Below are 15,669 nucleotides of genomic sequence, written 5' to 3'. Positions count from 1 at the left end.
GGCGGTGGGCACGGCCGCGACCGTGCCCACCGCCGGCGGCCGTCATGCCTTGTCGACGTGGATCGAGACCTGCTTCTCGTGCGGTTGCCGGGCCAGCGGCATCGAAATCTCGAGGATGCCGTCGGCGTACTTCGCAGCGATCTTGGCGGCCTCGGCTCCGGCGGGCAGGCCCACCGTGCGGCTGAACTTGCCGTAGTAGAACTCGCTGCGGCCGTCGGCGTCCTTCTTCGCTTCGCGCTCCGCCTCGATGGTCAGCAGCCCGTCGTGCGTCGTCACCGAGATGTGCTTGTCGGGGTCGAACCCCGGCAGCTCGGCCCGCACCGTGTACTTGCCGTCCTCAGTGGACTCCTCGATCCGCACCGGGTTGTGCTCGGCGAACGGCCACGGGTGGTCGAGCCAGGCGGCGATGCTCGGCAGCGCCATCCGGGAACCGGGCAACAGTGACGTCATTGCGCACTCCTCTCTTCGCGAACGGTGTCGCACATTCATGCAACTCCAGGCGCCCGCCGCGGCGACGCGGCCGGATTGCCTGAAGACGATGGACGAAGGTCACCGGCCGTTCCCGCGCTCAGCTCGCGGGCGATGGCCCGGCCCCACGCGCGGATCATCGGCCAGTCCCGGTTGTCGCCGTCGCGCACCCGCAGCGCGGCGACCATCGCGCGCTCCGGGAACCGCAACAGGGACCGGTCGATCCGGCCGCCGAACAGCCGGTGCTCCCTCGCTCCGCTGCGGGCCAGCACATCGGTGACGTCCACCGCTTCTTCGCCGGGTTTCGTCCGCTCTCCCACCGGACCGCTGGAGAAGACCCACACGGGGATCCGGGCCAGCTCGTCCTGATGCACGCGCACCAGTTCACGGGCCGGCTCAAGCCAGTGTCCGATGTAGACAGCGCTGCCGAGCACCGCCGCGTCGCAGCCGGCGAACGACGTCACGCTGCCCGCGTCGGCCACCACGACCTCCGCGGCCGTGCCCGCCTCGGCCAGCTCTCCGCGCAGCGAAGCGGCGATCTGCTCTGCGATCTCCCGCGTCGATCCGTGCCGGGTCGCTACGGCGACAACGATTCTCATGACACTTCGCCTTTCTTCGGGTTCAGCGGGCCACCGCGACCGGACAGGTCGCGTGCGCCAGCAGCCAATTGCCGGTCGAGCCGAGCAGTCCGCCGACGACCGGCCCCCGGCCGCGGCTGCCCACGACGACCAGTCGCGCACCGGGGGAAATCCCCGCGAGCGCACGGGCCGCCGACCGGGCCCGGACCGCCTGGACCCGCACCGGCACCGCCGGGTGTTTCCGGGACCACGCGGCGACCTGCTCCCGGACGCCGCTTTGCCGGTACGGACTCCCGTCGTGCCACGCGTGCACCGCCTCCACCGCCGCCCCGTGCGCTTCGGCCGTTTCGAAGGCGAAAGCCAGCGCGCGCTCGCTGCCGCCGGAATCGTCGACCCCGACCACCACCGGCCCTTCCGGTTCCGCGCGGCCGCGCACGACCGCTACCGGGCAATGGGCGGACGCCGCCACCCGGAGCGCCACCGAACCGGTGACCGCACCTCGCACGCCGCCCGCTCCGGACGAGCCGAGGACGATCAATCCGGCCTGGGCCGACTGTGCGACGAGAAGCCCGGACGCGTGCCCGAGCCGGAGGCACATCCGCACCCGGACTCCGGGCGCCGCGCCGCGTGCCTCGTCCGCCGCCCGGCGGAGCAGGCGGTACCCGGGTTCAAGCAGCAATTCCGCCTCGGCGGGCGGTTTCCGATGCGGCAGCAGGTCCGGGTCGTCGAACAGTTCGGCGCGGAACACCACGAGCCCGCGGCCGCTCCGCCAGGCTTGTGCCGCCGCCCACCGGACGGCGGCCAGCGACTCCGCGGAGCCGTCGATCCCGGCGACGACCGGCGGGATCATCGCGGCGGTTCCGGCGCCGTCTCCGGGACGTCGTCGAGTTCGTTCTCCTTGCTTTCCCGATATTCCTCGGCGAGGAGATACCGGCGCATCGCCGGGCCGTGCTTGCCGTGCTGGCCGCGCTCGGCGACGCTGCGCCGGGCGTCCTCCTCGATGAGGATCTTGTCCTTCTCGTCCATCGCGCCTCTCCTCGGGCAGGGACCGGCTCGTTCCGAAGCCGACGCTAAGACCGCGCGACCCCCGATCGCTGCGGGCGGACGTCCGCACCGCCGGAGTCTTTGGTCCCGCCCCGAGAGGCGCTGCGGCCCTCCCGCCCGCGCCTGTCCAGCGGGAGATTCGGGCCATGACACCCGCGACTTTCCCGCTCGGCCGCGTCGCCGGGATCCGCGTCGGCGCGCACTGGTCCGTACTGATCGTGATGGGCCTGCTGGCCGATCTCCTCGCGACGGCTGTGCTGCCGCTTGGCGCCCGAGGTTCCCCGGCGGCGGTCAACTGGGCGGTCGCGATCGCGAGCGCACTGGTTTTCCTGGCCTCGCTGCTCGCGCACGAGCTGTGCCACGCGCTCGTCGCGCGGCATTACCGGCTCCGGGCCGAGCGCATCACCCTGTGGCTGTTCGGCGGTGCCGCCGAGTTGCCGGAGGAACCGCCGACCCCGCGTGCCGCGCTGCTGATCGCCGCTGCCGGGCCCGCGGCGAGCGCCGTCGTGGGCGGCGGATTCCTTGGGGCGGCCGCGCTTGCCTCTTCCGTCCTGCCCGCCGTGGTCACCGTGGCGCTCACCTGGCTCGGCTGGGCGAACGGCGTGCTCGCGGTCTTCAATCTGCTGCCGGGAACGCCGCTGGACGGCGGGCGCATTCTCGAAGCTGTCGCGTGGCGGCTGACCGGGAACCGGACTCGCGCCCGGCGAATCGCCGCTGCCGGCGGCCAGGTGCTCGCCAGCGCGGTCGCCGCCTTCGGCGCCTGGGAAATTCTGGCGCTGGGCAACCTCGGCGGTCTCTGGATGATCGCCATCAGCTGGTTCCTCGCCGTCGCGGCGCGCACCGAAATGTCCGCGGCCCCGCTGCGCGAGCTCCTTTCGCGGCTCCGGCTTCGCGACGTCATGAGCACCGAACCGGTCACCGCGCCCGGCTGGTACACCGTGCAAGGCTTCCTCGACCAAGCCGCGGACACGCGCTTCCGCACCTTCCCCGTGGTGTCCTTCACCGGAGCCCCGGTCGGTGTCGTCAGCCTTTCCGCGCTGGCCCGGGTGCCGGAAACCGAGCGGACCGCCGCTCGGCTGGAAGACATCTGCGCGAAGCCGCCCGCCTGCCTGATCGCCGGCCCGGACACTCCGCTCTCCGAAGTGCTCAGCGGCGCCCGGCTTCGCCCCGGGCAGGACCTGCTGCTCGTCGTCGACCAAGGCGTGCTCGTCGGGGTCGCGGCACCGGGCGATCTCGCGCGGGCCCTCGAACTCGCCGGACTCGGCGTGCGCTCCGGTCACGACGCCGGCAGCGTGAAATAAGCTTCCTCTTCCTGTGCGAAATGCAGGGTCAACACCGCGTCCAGCCCGTACAGCGTCGCGCGCAGATCGTCGACCTGATCGGCCTGGATCCCCGACGGCGACTCCTCGAGATGCCGCTCGAGCCGCCGCGCCAGCCGGGCGATCTCGGCATGCGCGCGGCTCATCGGCACTGTGCTCTCCGGGCCGCCCAGCACCCCGGCGAGCGCCGGGTACAGCTCGGTCTCCTCCGCTGTCTCGTGCGGCAGCACTTGCCGCAGCAGCACGTCGCATGCGCGGCGGACGGCGCGGTCTGCCTCCGGGACCGGACCGTCGGCCAGCGCGTCGGCGGCCTGCCGGATCGCCAGCAGCGCCGGCCGGAGCAGTTCGTGCTCGGCTTCGAAGCGGTGCACCAGCCGCGCGGGCGCGGGATCCGCGACCGCCGGGACCCGCAGTGCGCGCAAGGCGTTCAGGATCACCGCGACGTCGATGCCCTCCTGCACGATCGCGCCCCAGACCGGGGTCAGCAGACCCGCTGCCGCGGCGGCCATCGCCGCCAGCGACAGAACCATCCCGGCCGCGGCGCTCTGCACCGCCAGCCGCCGCGACCGCCGGGCGATTTCCGCCGCGTCGGCGAGCCGGTCGAGCCGGTCGTCGAGGATCACCGCGTCGGCGGCCTGTGCCGCCGCCGTGGCGCCGCGGGAGCCGAGCGCGACCCCGACGTCGGCGGCTGCGAGCGCCGGAGCGTCGTTCACCCCGTCGCCGGTCATCACGACGAGGCCTTCCGCGCGCGCCGCGGAGACGGCCGCAAGCTTCTCCGCCGGGGTGACCTCCGCCTGGACGTGGTCGAGCCCGAGCAGGGCCGCCACCTCGCGCGCGTTGTCCACCCGGTCGCCGGTGAGCAGCCGGATCGCGGTGATCCCGGCGGCGCGCAGCCGGCGCATCGTGCGGGCCGCGTCGGCGCGGATCCGGTCCTTCGCCAATAGCGCCGCGACCGGTTCGCCGTCGCACTCGACCCAGAGCACGGTCGCCAGGTCGAGCCTTCCCCGGCGCGCCGCTCCGCGCGCCCACGCCGGGATATCCCGGTCGGCGGCGAGCCTGCCTACCCGGACCGCGTGTCCTTCGACCTGCCCGGCGACCCCGGAACCGGGCGTCTCGCCGACCTCGACGGCGGGAACTCGTTCGATCCCAGCCGATTCCGCCGCCCGGACCACAGCCGCGGCCAGCACGTGCGGCGAGTAGTACTCGACGCTCGCGGCCAGCCGGAGCACCTCCTCGACGGTTCGCCCCGGAGCGCACACGACGTCGGTCACCTCGGGCCGCCCGGCAGTGATCGTGCCGGTCTTGTCCATGAGCAGCACCCGTGCCCGGCCGAGCGATTCCAGCGCCGCACCGTCCTTGACCACGACCCCGGCCCTCGCCGTGCGCGACATCCCCGCGGTCACCGCGATCGGCACCGCCAGCAGCAGCGGGCAGGGAGTCGCCGTCACCAGAACCGCGACTGCCCGCTCGGCTTCGCCGCTCAGCAGCCACGCCGCACCGGCCATCAGCAATGCCGCGGGCAAGAACCACACAGCTGCCCGATCTGCCAGGCGCGCGACCGGCGCCGTCTGCGCCGCCGCCGACTCGGCCAGCCGGACCACCCCGGCGTACGTGCTCTCGTCCGCGCTCGCCGCCGCCGTGATCTCCGCCGCGGCCCCGGCGTTCACCACTCCGCTGCGGACGACGTCCCCGGCGGGGCGGGCGACCGGGAGCGGTTCGCCGGTGAGGGCCGACTCGTCGAACGCCCCGCCGGTGGCGAGCGTTCCGTCCACCGGCACGACCTCGCCGGGCAGGACGACCACCGTGTTCCCGGCGGCGACTTCAGCCGCCGGAACCTCGCGCAGGTCGTCTCCTTCTCGCACGTGCGCTGTCTGCGGCACCCGGTCCAGCAACGCGGTGAGGTCCCGCGCGGCGCGGCGCTGTGCCCTCGCTTCGAGCACCCGTCCGGTCGCGACCATCACCGCGACGACCGCGCCCGCGAGAAATTCGCCGACCGCGAGCGTCGAGGCGAGCGCCAGCACCGCCAGCGAATCCGCGCCCCAGCGCCGGTGCCGCAGATCCGCGACCACCCACCAGGCGGCGGGTGCCAGCGCCACCGCGGTCGCCGCCGCCCAGCAGCCGCCGGAACCGGGTTTCCCCCACCACCAGAGGATTCCTCCGGCTGCCAGCAACGCGGCCACCGCGACGAGCAACAGCGCTTCGCCCGGCAGCCGTTTCCCTTGACGTGTCATGACGCCTCCCGACCGCACGATGCGCCGGAGATCCCCGCCCGGAAAAAGGCCGAAGGACCCCGGCTCCGGATCGTCCGCGCCGCAGAGGATTCCGGCCCGGCCCAGTCCACAGTGGACGAACTCAGTCCGCGAGCAGGACGGCGGCTCCGGTGACCCGGTCCGCCGCCAGATCCGTCAACGCCTCCGCCGCGGCGGACAGCGGGTAGGCCATCGTCTGGACGTGCAGCCGATGCGTCCCCGCGAACTCCAGGAACTCCCGCGCGTCCGCCCTGGTGTTCGCGGTGACGCTGCGCACTTGCCGCTCCTGGAACAGATGCCGCTGATACTCGAGCACCGGGATGTCCGAAAGGTGGATCCCGGCGATCGAGAGCGTGCCGCCGCGGTCCAGCGCCGCCAGCGCGACCGGCACCAGTTCCCCGACCGGGGCGAAGAGGATCGCCGAGTCCAGCGGTTCCGGCGGGGCGTCGGCAGCATCGCCCGCCGAGGCGGCACCGAGTTCGAGCGCCAGCTTCCGCGCTTCGGGACTGCGGGTCAGCACGTGCACCGTCGCCCCCCGCGCGAGCGCGACTTGCGCGGCGAGGTGCGCGCTGCCGCCGAAACCGTAAATGCCGAGCCGCCCGCCGTCCGGGACCTCCGCGCGCTGCAACGCCCGATAGCCGATCACGCCCGCGCACAGCAAGGGCGCCAGTTCCTCGTCGGCGTAGCCGGCGGGCAGCCGGTGCGCGAACGCCGCCGGGACGACCGCGTATTCCGCGTAGCCGCCGTCCACGTCCCATCCGGTGTACTTCGACTCCGGGCACAAGTTCTCTTTGTCCGACCGGCAATAACGGCAGGTGCCGCAGGTGCCGCGCAGCCAGGCGATCCCGACCCGGTCCCCGGCCGCGAATCCGCCCGCCCCCGGCGCGACCACCTCGCCCACGATCTCGTGACCGGGCACCACTCCGGGGCGGTGCACCGGCAGATCGCCTTCCGCCACGTGCAGATCGGTGCGGCACACCCCGCACACGCGCACCCGCACGAGCAGTTCCCCGTCTCCCGGCTCCGGGACCGGCATCCGTTCCCGGACCAGCGGCCCGCCGGCCATCGGCCCGGGCGCGCGCACCCGCCAGGCTCGCATTTCCGCGGTCATCGCGGCTCCTCTCGTCCGCAGTGCTCCCGTCCAGGATGTCGGCGGGGCGGACCCGCGGCGACGTCCGCAGGTCCTGCTGGCCGGGGACGTTCGGCTCTTCTCCCCGTCGCCGCTGTTCCGCAGAGTCGTGCCATGACCGCACCCCTGTGTCCGGCGTAGGCCCGGATGTCCCGCACCGCCCGTCCCGGGCCTCCCCCGGACCCGCCCGCGCGCAAACCCGAAGAGCACCACAACGGCGGCCTCATCGGGTTCCTGCTCACTGCCGCCGTCCTCGTCACCGTGGTGCTCATCGCCGGCCCCTCGCTGTGGACCTCGTCGGTCCCGTCGCTCGCCTACACCGAGCTGCTGTCCAAAGTAGACGCCAATCAGGTCGCCGCGGTCACGATCGGCGGCGACGGCGCGGTCTCCGGGAACTTTCGCGACGGCGGCAAGTTCACCAGCCAGCTGCCCACCGCGCTCGGAGATCCGCGGCTCGACGCCACACTGCGCGAGAAGAACGTCGCCGTCACCGGCGCGAAGACCAGCAGCGGGGATTCGATCGTCACGCCGCTGCTGGCGTATCTGCCGATCCTGCTGGTCTTCGGCCTGCTCTGGTGGGCGGGCCGGCGAGCGCAGCGCACCCTCGCCGGCGGCGGGCCGGGCGGGCTCGGCGGCATCGGCGGGTTCGGCCGGTCGAAGGCCACGATCATCGAAGCGCAGCGACCGGACACGAGGTTCGCCGACGTCGCCGGGTACGAGGGGGTCAAACAGGAGATCGCCGAAGTGGTCGACTTCCTGCGCGATCCCTCGCGCTACGCCGCCGCCGGGGCCAAGGGGCCGCGCGGCGTGCTGATGGTCGGACCGCCCGGCACCGGCAAAACCCTCCTGGCCCGCGCCGTGGCCGGCGAGGCGAGCGTGCCGTTCCTGTCGATCACCGGTTCGGCGTTCGTGGAGATGTTCGTCGGCGTCGGGGCTTCCCGGGTGCGCGACCTGTTCTCCGAGGCCCGCGACCGCGCGCCGTCGATCATCTTCATCGACGAAATCGACGCCGTGGGCAGCCGCCGGGGCATCGGCGGCACCGGCGGGCACGAGGAACGCGAGCAGACGCTGAACCAGCTGCTGGCCGAAATGGACGGTTTCGACCAGAGCGGCGGCACCGTCGTCCTCGCCGCCACCAACCGGCCGGAAACCCTCGACCCGGCGCTGCTGCGGCCCGGCCGGTTCGACCGGCAGGTCACCGTCCCGCTGCCGAACCAGGCCGAGCGGGCGGCGATCCTCGCGGTCCACCTCGACGGGAAGCACGTCGACCCGGACGCGGACCTGACCGTGGTCGCCCGCGGTACGCCCGGTTTCTCCGGAGCCGATCTGGCCAACCTGGTCAACGAGGCGGCGATCAACGCCGTGCGGGACGACCGGACCGTGCTGACCGCGGCCGACCTCGCCGCGGCACGGGACCGCGTCCTGCTCGGCCGCCGCGACGCATCGAACGCGCTGCTGCCCGAGGAGCGCCGGTCCGTCGCTGTGCACGAGGCCGGGCACGCTCTCGTCGCGGCGCTGTGCGAACACGCCGACCCGGTGGCGAAGGTGACGATCCTGCCCGCGGGCATGGCGCTCGGCGTCACCGAACAATTGCCGGAAGCCGAACGGCGGCTCTACTCCGAGAGCTACCTCGCCGATCTGCTCGCGGTGCGCCTCGGCGGCCGGGCGGCCGAACTGGTCGCGCTGGGCGAAGCGTCGACCGGCGCGGCCAATGATCTCGCGAGCGCCACCGCGATCGCCGCGAAAATGGTCACTGAGTTCGGTCTCTCTCCCGCGCTCGGCCCGATCGGCTACAGCCGCGGCGGTGCCCCTGCGGTAGGCGACGACGGCCCGGAACTGCTCGGCCGGCCGTACTCCGAGCAAACGCAACGCGTGGTCGACCAGGAAATCGCTCGCCTCGTGCGCGAGGCCGAGGCTCGGGCCGTAGCCCTGCTCGAACAACACCGCGACGCGCTCGACCGGCTCGCCGAGCGGCTGCGCGAAGAAGAGACCGTGGACGGCGCGGCCGTCCAGGCGGCTTTGGCAGCTGCTGGTGACGGAAGCGCGGCGGCCAGAGCGCGGAACGCAGTGGCGCAGTAAGTGCCGATCCGGTGCCGAAAGTCCCCGGCTGGCACGGAAAACCGGCGTGTACCGCGGGACTGCGGGCATTCGGGATCGGGCTGTGCGGCCCTCGTTTCCCGGTGCGGCGAAGCGAAAGCTGAAACGCAACGAAAGCGAGGCCACCATGAGCATCGAAGGCAGCTCTCCCGACCACCGGACCGCGCCCGCGACGGCGGCGCCGGCCGGACCCCGCCGCAACCGCCACGACCGGCTCGCGTTGCGGCACGGCGGCCGAATCGACGCCCGGTACGCCGATCTCGCCGACCTCCGCCTCGCGCTCGCGCTGACCGAGGAGGACGCCCGGGAGGAGACCGACCTCGACCCGTTCGACCGGATCACCTGCCGGACGCATCGACGCTGGCTCCACCACTGCGTCTCCTCCCCGCACCACGCGGTGCCGGTCAGCGGCCACCGCTGGTGCCGTCCGTGCGGCCGCCCGCTCGACACGGCCGTCGACGAACTCGCCGGCGACGTGCGGTTCTCCTGCCCGCGCTGCGGGCAGACCCCGGAGAACCGGGCCACCCGCCAGCTGACCCGGGCGTGCCGCGCGAGCATCGCCGCGGCCGTCGACCGCTGGTCCGACCGCGATCTGTGTGCGTGACACCGCGGTCCGGCAGTCCCGTTTCAGTCCACTTCCGACGGAGGCCGACGATGAACGAACGGCACGCGCCCGCCCCGGAATCAGACCTCCTCCGCGCCTGTGTCGACCTCGCCGACACCCTCGCCGACGACTACACCCCGGCCGGGCTCCTCGATCGGCTCACCGGGCATTGCGTCACGCTGCTCGGCGCGACCGCGGCCGGTCTTCTGCTCGCCGAGAGCCACAACGAACTTCCCCTCGTCGCCGCGTCGGGCGACGCCGCCGCCCTGCTCAAGGCGCTCGGCACCGGCGATCCCGCGGGAGACCACTGCGTGCACACGTTTCCGTTGCGCCTGCGCCGCGAAACGCTCGGCACGCTCGTCCTGCTCAGCCCGGAGCCGCTGTCCGAACCCCAGCTCCACTCCGTCCGCGCGCTCACGGACGTCGCCGCCATCGGGATGCTGCAGGAACGAGCCATCCGCCGCGGCGACGCTCTCACCCGGCAGCTGCAGCAAGCCCTCGACAGCCGGATTGTCATCGAACAGGCCAAAGGCGTGCTCGCCAACGCCGGTGCCATCCCCGTCGAAACAGCTTTCGAACGGCTGCGTGCCTACAGCCGCCGCAACAATCTCCGGATCGGGGCGGTGGCGGAAGCGGTCGCCCGCGCCCTGCTGCCCCCGGCACAGATCCTGCTCGATCCCGCCCGGTGAATTTCCACGCCGGCCGACGAAGTCCCGCCCGGCGCGCAATTCCGGGAAACGCTTCGCGAAGCGTGCGGGCAATCCGTCGGCGAATACCGGGGAAAACGGCTGCCACGCGGAGATCCGCCGAGGCCGGTCCGTCCACAAAGCCCTAGGCCGGGGACTTTCGGCCCTTTCCGCTGCGCTGTCCGGAGCAGAGCCTGGACTAGGCGGCCGGGAACCGCAGCCGGGGTCCGGCCGCCGCCAGCCTGTCCCGTCCACGCCCGCCGCAGCAGGCGACGACAGATTGAGAGCTGATGACAGTCCAGCCGACGACCACCGACCACGAATACCGCCTGCTCTGCGGAATGAGCGCTTATCTCGACGCGGTAAGCGCCGCCGCGGGCGTCGGCCCGGAATCCTGCACCATGGATCTCGACGCGCCGGTTTCGGCCTATGTCGCGCTCGACGGCCAGCTCGCCGCGCACCCCGGCCGCGACACCGCGCTGGTGTGGGACGAGCGCCACGGCTGGTCCCTGACCATCGAAACCCACTCCGGCGAAGACCTCATCGTCGTGGATTGCCTCGGCGGCGAGCTGGTGCCGTCCCCTTCCCGGGTCCGCGACTTCGTCCGCTCAGTCCGCTCCAGGACCGAACGCACCACCCCGCCCGCGCCGCCGGACCTGAGCCGCGAACGGACCGAACTGATCACCCGGTTGTTCGGCTACTGGACCCCGCAGGCGCTGTCCGGCCGGTGACCGGAGTTTCCTTCTGCGGCGGGGATCACCGCGTCAGCCGTCCAGCCGCGCCGGGCGGTGGGTGACGCCCTCGATGTCGTCCGTCGCCGTCTCGAGCAGCCGGTGCGCGAGCGCGCTGAGCGCCCGTGCCGCGGCCAGTTCGTCACCGATCTCGGGGACGCCCTGGTCAGCCGGGTTCCGCCGCGCGGTGCCGTCAGCGCTGAGTTCCCCAGCCGCGGTGCGCAACCGCGCGACGGCGTGCGTGCGGTTCTCGTCCTCGCTCAGGAAAACGTCCACTCGCCACTGTCTGGCATGCATGATTTCCTCCGTTGCCGTTCACGTTTCTTCGGGCACCATTTCGATCGCACCGCACGGGCATTCCTGCGCGCACATCCCGCACCCCTTGCAGAAGTCCAGATCGATTTCGTAACCGGGGTCGAGTTTTAACACCGCGTTGTCCGGGCAGACGCCGAAGCAATTGTCGCACTGGAAACAACTGCCGCAAGACAGGCAGCGGCGGGCCTCGTACAGCGCCGTGGCCGGGTCGAGCCCGCCGGTCACCTCGTCGAAGGTCGAAGTCCTCCGGGCCGCTTCCAGGCGGGGCCGCACGCTCGCTTCCGCGTCGCTGTAATACCAGGTGTTGAGCACGTCGAAATCGGCGTCGCGGCGAGGCGCGGGGGCGGCGGGAACGGTGCCGCGCAGCCACGCGTCGATCGCCCGGGCCGCCCGGGCTCCCTGGCCGATCGCCGCGGTCGCGGTGTGTTCGGCCGGTGCCATGTCGCCGCCGGCGAACACGCCGGGGCAGCCGGTTTCCTGGTCCCGCCCGACCCGGACGGCGCCGTCCGCGCGTTCGATTCCCGGCACGCCGTCCACAAGGGACAGATCGGATTCCTGGCCGAGCGCCAGCACGACGGTGTCCGCCGCCAGCTCCTCGAACTCCCCGGTCGGCTGCGGGAAACCGGTGTCGTCCAGTTCCATCCGCTCGACGGTGACGCCGCCGCGGTCGACGTGCGCGATGGTCGACAGCCACCGCAGCACCACGCCCTCCTCCTCGGCTTCCACGACTTCCGAATCGTGGGCCGGCATCCGGTCCCGGGTGCGCCGGTACACCACCACCGAGTCGGTGGCGCCGAGCCGCCGGGCCGTGCGGGCGGCGTCCAGCGCGGTGTTGCCGCCGCCGTAGACCGCGACCCGGCGGCCCAGCATCGGCCGCTCGCCTTCTTCGAGGTCGTGCAGGAGCGACACCGCGTCGAGGATGCGCGCCGAGTCCCCCGCCGGAAGGTCGGCGCGACGGCCGACGTGCGCGCCCACCGCGAGAAACACCGCGTCGAATCCGCCGTCCTCTTTGGCTGCGCGGACATCGGCCACCCGGCTGTGCGGTTCGAACGTCACGCCGAGGTCGAGCACGCGCCGGATCTCGGCGTCCAGGACGTCCCGGGGCAGGCGGTAGCGCGGAACGCCGTAGCGCAGCATCCCGCCGGGTTCGGCTTCCGCGTCCCGGACAGTCACCGCGTGGCCAAGGGACCGCAGGTGGAAGGCAGCCGAAAGCCCGGCGGGCCCGGCCCCGACCACGAGCACCCGGCGTCCGCTCTCCTCGGCCGGAGACGCGAAGGCCCAGCCCTGCCGGATGGCTTCGTCGCCGAGGAACCGCTCGACGGAGTTGATCCCGACCGCTTCGTCCAGCTGGCCGCGGTTGCACGCGGTCTCGCACGGCCGGTAGCAGATCCGGCCGAGCACCGCCGGGAACGGGTTGTCCGCCACGATGGCGCGCCACGCGGCCTCGTACCCGCCGGATTCGGCGTGCCAGAGCCAGCCTCGGATGTCCTGCCCGGACGGGCAGGACCGGTTGCACGGCGGCAGCAGGTCGACGTAGACCGGCCGCTCGCTTCGCCAGGCCCCGGTGTGGTTGGCCCGGCTGGAGCCGACGTCGAGCGTGATCGCGAACGGTTTCTCCGGTTCCACTTCACTCGCCTCCGAGCAGGCCGAAACGGCGGACGTTGCGGTCGGCGATCGCCTGGATCTCCGCCACGACCTCAGGCCGCGGCGAGTCGCCGAACAGATGCGCGTACCGCTGCTGCGGCCGCAGGTATTCCTCGACCGGCACCCGGCGGCGGATCTTCGCCACCGCCGTCACCTCGCCGCCCTCGGCCTCGAACACCGGGAACAGCCCGCTTTCCGCGGCCAGCCGGGCCAGCCGGATCGTGTCGCGCGACGCGCTGCCCCAGCCGAGCGGGCACGGAACCAGCACGTGCAGGTACCGCGCGCCGCGGAAATCCATCGCCCGCCGGACTTTCGCCTCCAGATCGCGCAGGTTCGCGACGGTCGCCGTGGCCACGTACGGGATCTCGTGCGCCATCGCGATCAGCGGCACGTTCTTGCCCTTGCCGAATTCCGCGCCGGGTTCCGGTCCGGTCGCCGGGGTGGTCGCGGTCCGCGCGGCGGGCGGCGTCGCGCCGGAGCGCTGCACGCCGGTGTTCATGTAGGCCTCGTTGTCGTAGCAGACGTAGAGCACGTCGTCGTTGCGCTCGAACATCCCGGACAGGCAAGCGAAGCCGATGTCGACGGTGCCTCCGTCGCCGCCCTGCCCGACCACCCGGACGTCACGGCGGCCCTTCACTTTCATGGCGGCCGCGACCCCCGTCGACACCGCGGGCGCGTTGCCGAACAGCGAGTGCAGCCACGGGATCCGCCAGGACGTCTCCGGATACGGCGTCGAAAACACCTCGAGGCACCCCGTCGCGTTCACCGCGACGATCCGGCCCCCGGTCGCCGCCATCGCGGCGTCGAGCACGTACCGGGCGCCGAGCGCTTCGCCGCAGCCCTGGCAAGCCCGGTGTCCGGAGTCGAGGGAATCGCTGCGCCCCGGATCCGACTGGACAGTGCGGTCCTCGATCGGCAGCAGCCGATTGCCCACCGCGAAGCTGCCGGTTTGGTAGAACTTGATCGGCTGGACAGCCATGGCTTCCCTCTCAGATCCGCGAGGCGACCGCCCCGAGGTCGCGCAGGATGTTCTCGGCGGTCGGGCCCGAACGGCGGTTCGCCGCGAGCCGCGCCAGTTCCCGGTCGATCAGCGAACGGTCGAGGTCCAGGAACGTCAACGCGGGCAGGCCCTCCGCCGGGAGCGCCCGGACCAGCGAGGCCTTCGTGATCGCGCGCCCGCCGAGCCCGGCCACGAACGTCGCCACGTCCGGTCCGTCCTTGGGCAGCGCCGCGCGCACGTCGGCGGAAACGATCCCGCCCGCTCCCGGTTCGAACGCCTTCTCCAGCACGATCACCCGCCGCGCGTGCCCGAGAGCGGCCGCCACCTCCGCGGCCGGGAAGGGCCGGTAACAGGTGAGGCCGAGCGCGCCGATCCGGACGCCCGAGACCCGCAGCTCGTCCACCGCGTCTTTCACCGTGCCCAGCACCGAGCCGAGCGCGACCACCACGATGTCCGCGTCCTCGGTGCGATAGCGCCGGAGCAGCCCGCCCGACGCGCGGCCGAACGCCTCCGCGAACCGGTCCGCGATGTCCGGGACGACGTCGAGCGCGCCGAGCTGGCGGACGTGCGCGAGGTAGCGCACCTCGGTGAACGCCTCCGGGCCGACCATCGCGCCGATCGAAGCCGGGGCGTCCGGGTCGACCGACTGCCGGGGAGCATACGGCGGCACGAACCGGTCGACCTCGGCCTGCCCGGGCACGTCGACCTCCTCCCAGGCGTGGGTCAGCACGAATCCGTCCATGCACACCATCACCGGGGTGGAAAGCTCCTCGGCGATCCGGAACGCCTGCACGTGGAGGTCGGCTGCCTCCTGGTTCGTTTCGGCGTACAGCTGGATCCAGCCGGAGCCGCGCAACGCCATGCTGTCGCTGTGGTCGTTCCAGATGTTGATCGGCGCGCCGATCGCCCGGTTGGCCACGGTCATCACGATCGGCAGCCCCAGCCCGGACGCGTTGTAGACGGCTTCGGTCATGTACAGCAGGCCCTGGCTCGCGGTCGCGGTGTAGGCGCGCGCCCCGGCGGCGGACGCGCCGATCGCGACCGACATCGCGGCGAACTCCGACTCCACGTTCACGAACTCGCACGGTTCGAGCTGCCGGGACTTCACCAGCCCGGCGAGCGTTTCGACGATGTGGGTCTGCGGGGAGATCGGGTAGGCGCAGACGACCTCCGGCCGGGCCGCCGCGACCGCTTCGGCGACCGCGCGGGACCCTTCAATCTGGCGGCGCACTGAGCAGCTCCTCCCGTCCGGAATGGATTGCGTGGTAAGCGGCCTTGGCCGCGGAGACGTTGCCCTCGGCCGCCGCGCCGGCAAACCTGCCGCGGATCGCCGTGAGCACCGAACCGAGGCCGACCGCGCCGGTCAGCGCGGCGAACCCGCCCAGCAGGGCCGCGTTCGGCTTCGGCAGGCCGAGGCGCGCCAGCGCGATCTCGGTCGCCGGGACCACCGCGACCCGTCCCGGACGCAGCCGCGCGGCGACGTCGCCGAGGCCGAGCGCGGCCGGCGAGCGGGCGGAGTTCAGCAGGAGGTACCCGTCCGGGCGCAGGCCCTCGAACAACCGGACCTGATGCGCCAGCGTCGCGTCCTGGACCACCAGCGCGTCCGGCCGCACGACCGGTTCCCGGGAACGGATCGGCGCGTCGCCGATCCGGCAGTACGCGACGACCGGCGCACCGGTGCGCTCCGACCCGAAACTCGGGAAGGCCTGGGAGTGTCGGCCCTCGACGAACGCCGCTACCGAAAGCAGTTCCGCGGCGGTCACCGCGCCCTGCCCGCCCCGGCCGTGGATCCGGACCTCGAACAC

General features: G+C 72.8%; 16 protein-coding genes. 5 read left to right on the top strand and 11 right to left on the bottom strand.

Annotated elements, in window-relative coordinates:
- Nucleotides 1-42 precede the first annotated feature (42 nt).
- The 4 genes from ACWGIC_RS21880 to ACWGIC_RS21865 are packed head-to-tail and all read right to left on the bottom strand — an operon-like array spanning nt 43 to nt 2,072.
- Nucleotides 43-450, bottom strand: a complete 408-nt coding sequence (locus ACWGIC_RS21880) for an Hsp20/alpha crystallin family protein (protein ID WP_452077789.1) — start codon at nt 448-450, stop codon at nt 43-45.
- A 35-nt stretch (nt 451-485) separates the two neighbouring features.
- Nucleotides 486-1,067, bottom strand: coding sequence for a flavodoxin domain-containing protein (locus ACWGIC_RS21875; RefSeq protein WP_452077788.1), 582 nt, complete (start codon nt 1,065-1,067; stop codon nt 486-488).
- Nucleotides 1,068-1,089: 22 nt separating this feature from the next.
- The gene (locus ACWGIC_RS21870; RefSeq protein WP_452077787.1) at nt 1,090-1,896 is read right to left on the bottom strand and encodes a universal stress protein; all 807 of its coding nucleotides are present in this window, start codon (nt 1,894-1,896) and stop codon (nt 1,090-1,092) included.
- Nucleotides 1,893-2,072 carry a hypothetical protein gene (locus tag ACWGIC_RS21865; RefSeq protein ID WP_452077786.1) on the bottom strand — a complete coding sequence of 60 codons (180 nt, stop codon included), beginning with the start codon at nt 2,070-2,072 and terminating at the stop codon, nt 1,893-1,895. The genes ACWGIC_RS21870 and ACWGIC_RS21865 overlap by 4 nt, the downstream gene beginning before the upstream one ends.
- Nucleotides 2,073-2,236: 164 nt before the next feature.
- On the opposite strand from ACWGIC_RS21865, the gene ACWGIC_RS21860 reads away from it, so the two are divergent.
- Complete coding sequence (locus ACWGIC_RS21860) at nt 2,237-3,391, top strand: site-2 protease family protein (protein WP_452077785.1); 1,155 nt, start codon at nt 2,237-2,239, stop codon at nt 3,389-3,391.
- On the opposite strand, the gene ACWGIC_RS21855 is transcribed toward ACWGIC_RS21860, so the two are convergent.
- On the bottom strand, nt 3,367-5,640 hold the full coding sequence (locus ACWGIC_RS21855; RefSeq protein ID WP_452077784.1) for a heavy metal translocating P-type ATPase: 2,274 nt from the start codon (nt 5,638-5,640) through the stop codon (nt 3,367-3,369). The genes ACWGIC_RS21860 and ACWGIC_RS21855 overlap by 25 nt on opposite strands.
- A gap of 121 nt (nt 5,641-5,761) precedes the next feature.
- Nucleotides 5,762-6,757 carry a zinc-binding alcohol dehydrogenase family protein gene (locus ACWGIC_RS21850; RefSeq protein WP_452077824.1) on the bottom strand — a complete coding sequence of 332 codons (996 nt, stop codon included), beginning with the start codon at nt 6,755-6,757 and terminating at the stop codon, nt 5,762-5,764.
- Between the two features lie 177 nt (nt 6,758-6,934).
- Here ACWGIC_RS21850 and ftsH point away from each other — a divergent pair, with 177 nt between their 5' ends.
- From ftsH to ACWGIC_RS21830, 4 genes are all read left to right on the top strand, one after another.
- Nucleotides 6,935-8,866 (top strand): ATP-dependent zinc metalloprotease FtsH, encoded by a 1,932-nt coding sequence (gene ftsH, locus ACWGIC_RS21845; protein ID WP_452077783.1) that lies wholly within the window; start codon nt 6,935-6,937, stop codon nt 8,864-8,866.
- Nucleotides 8,867-9,011: 145 nt separating this feature from the next.
- A complete protein-coding gene (locus ACWGIC_RS21840) occupies nt 9,012-9,488 on the top strand; it encodes a hypothetical protein (RefSeq protein WP_452077782.1) in 477 nt (158 codons plus the stop codon).
- Nucleotides 9,489-9,538: 50 nt separating this feature from the next.
- Nucleotides 9,539-10,177 carry an ANTAR domain-containing protein gene (locus tag ACWGIC_RS21835; RefSeq protein ID WP_452077781.1) on the top strand — a complete coding sequence of 213 codons (639 nt, stop codon included), beginning with the start codon at nt 9,539-9,541 and terminating at the stop codon, nt 10,175-10,177.
- A gap of 287 nt (nt 10,178-10,464) precedes the next feature.
- Complete coding sequence (locus ACWGIC_RS21830) at nt 10,465-10,905, top strand: DUF6292 family protein (RefSeq protein WP_452077780.1); 441 nt, start codon at nt 10,465-10,467, stop codon at nt 10,903-10,905.
- Nucleotides 10,906-10,938: 33 nt separating this feature from the next.
- Here ACWGIC_RS21830 and ACWGIC_RS21825 read toward each other — a convergent pair whose 3' ends face one another.
- From ACWGIC_RS21825 to ACWGIC_RS21805, 5 genes are read right to left on the bottom strand one after another with little or no spacing between them, the layout of a single operon-like run.
- The gene (locus tag ACWGIC_RS21825) at nt 10,939-11,202 is read right to left on the bottom strand and encodes a dsRBD fold-containing protein (RefSeq protein WP_452077779.1); all 264 of its coding nucleotides are present in this window, start codon (nt 11,200-11,202) and stop codon (nt 10,939-10,941) included.
- Between the two features lie 18 nt (nt 11,203-11,220).
- Nucleotides 11,221-12,846 (bottom strand): NAD(P)-binding protein, encoded by a 1,626-nt coding sequence (locus ACWGIC_RS21820; RefSeq protein ID WP_452077778.1) that lies wholly within the window; start codon nt 12,844-12,846, stop codon nt 11,221-11,223.
- Between the two features lies 1 nt (nt 12,847).
- Nucleotides 12,848-13,843, bottom strand: coding sequence for a thiamine pyrophosphate-dependent enzyme (locus ACWGIC_RS21815; RefSeq protein WP_452077777.1), 996 nt, complete (start codon nt 13,841-13,843; stop codon nt 12,848-12,850).
- A gap of 10 nt (nt 13,844-13,853) precedes the next feature.
- The gene (locus ACWGIC_RS21810; RefSeq protein ID WP_452077776.1) at nt 13,854-15,095 is read right to left on the bottom strand and encodes a hypothetical protein; all 1,242 of its coding nucleotides are present in this window, start codon (nt 15,093-15,095) and stop codon (nt 13,854-13,856) included.
- Nucleotides 15,079-15,669 carry a 2-oxoacid:acceptor oxidoreductase family protein gene (locus ACWGIC_RS21805; protein WP_452077775.1) on the bottom strand — a complete coding sequence of 197 codons (591 nt, stop codon included), beginning with the start codon at nt 15,667-15,669 and terminating at the stop codon, nt 15,079-15,081. The genes ACWGIC_RS21810 and ACWGIC_RS21805 overlap by 17 nt, the downstream gene beginning before the upstream one ends.

This window comes from Amycolatopsis sp. NPDC054798 (assembly GCF_053611505.1).
This window is presented reverse-complemented; position numbering and strand designations above follow the sequence as displayed.

Excerpts from the sequence above, each read along its gene's own strand:
- ACWGIC_RS21880 (WP_452077789.1), bottom strand. The coding sequence starts at position 450 with ATGACGTCACTGTTGCCCGGTTCCCGGATGGCGCTGCCGAGCATCGCC.
- ACWGIC_RS21875 (WP_452077788.1), bottom strand. The coding sequence starts at position 1,067 with ATGAGAATCGTTGTCGCCGTAGCGACCCGGCACGGATCGACGCGGGAG.
- ACWGIC_RS21870 (WP_452077787.1), bottom strand. The coding sequence starts at position 1,896 with ATGATCCCGCCGGTCGTCGCCGGGATCGACGGCTCCGCGGAGTCGCTG.
- ACWGIC_RS21865 (WP_452077786.1), bottom strand. The coding sequence starts at position 2,072 with ATGGACGAGAAGGACAAGATCCTCATCGAGGAGGACGCCCGGCGCAGC.
- ACWGIC_RS21860 (WP_452077785.1), top strand. The coding sequence starts at position 2,237 with ATGACACCCGCGACTTTCCCGCTCGGCCGCGTCGCCGGGATCCGCGTC.
- ACWGIC_RS21855 (WP_452077784.1), bottom strand. The coding sequence starts at position 5,640 with ATGACACGTCAAGGGAAACGGCTGCCGGGCGAAGCGCTGTTGCTCGTC.
- ACWGIC_RS21850 (WP_452077824.1), bottom strand. The coding sequence starts at position 6,757 with ATGCGAGCCTGGCGGGTGCGCGCGCCCGGGCCGATGGCCGGCGGGCCG.
- ftsH (WP_452077783.1), top strand. The coding sequence starts at position 6,935 with ATGTCCCGCACCGCCCGTCCCGGGCCTCCCCCGGACCCGCCCGCGCGC.
- ACWGIC_RS21840 (WP_452077782.1), top strand. The coding sequence starts at position 9,012 with ATGAGCATCGAAGGCAGCTCTCCCGACCACCGGACCGCGCCCGCGACG.
- ACWGIC_RS21835 (WP_452077781.1), top strand. The coding sequence starts at position 9,539 with ATGAACGAACGGCACGCGCCCGCCCCGGAATCAGACCTCCTCCGCGCC.
- ACWGIC_RS21830 (WP_452077780.1), top strand. The coding sequence starts at position 10,465 with ATGACAGTCCAGCCGACGACCACCGACCACGAATACCGCCTGCTCTGC.
- ACWGIC_RS21825 (WP_452077779.1), bottom strand. The coding sequence starts at position 11,202 with ATGCATGCCAGACAGTGGCGAGTGGACGTTTTCCTGAGCGAGGACGAG.
- ACWGIC_RS21815 (WP_452077777.1), bottom strand. The coding sequence starts at position 13,843 with ATGGCTGTCCAGCCGATCAAGTTCTACCAAACCGGCAGCTTCGCGGTG.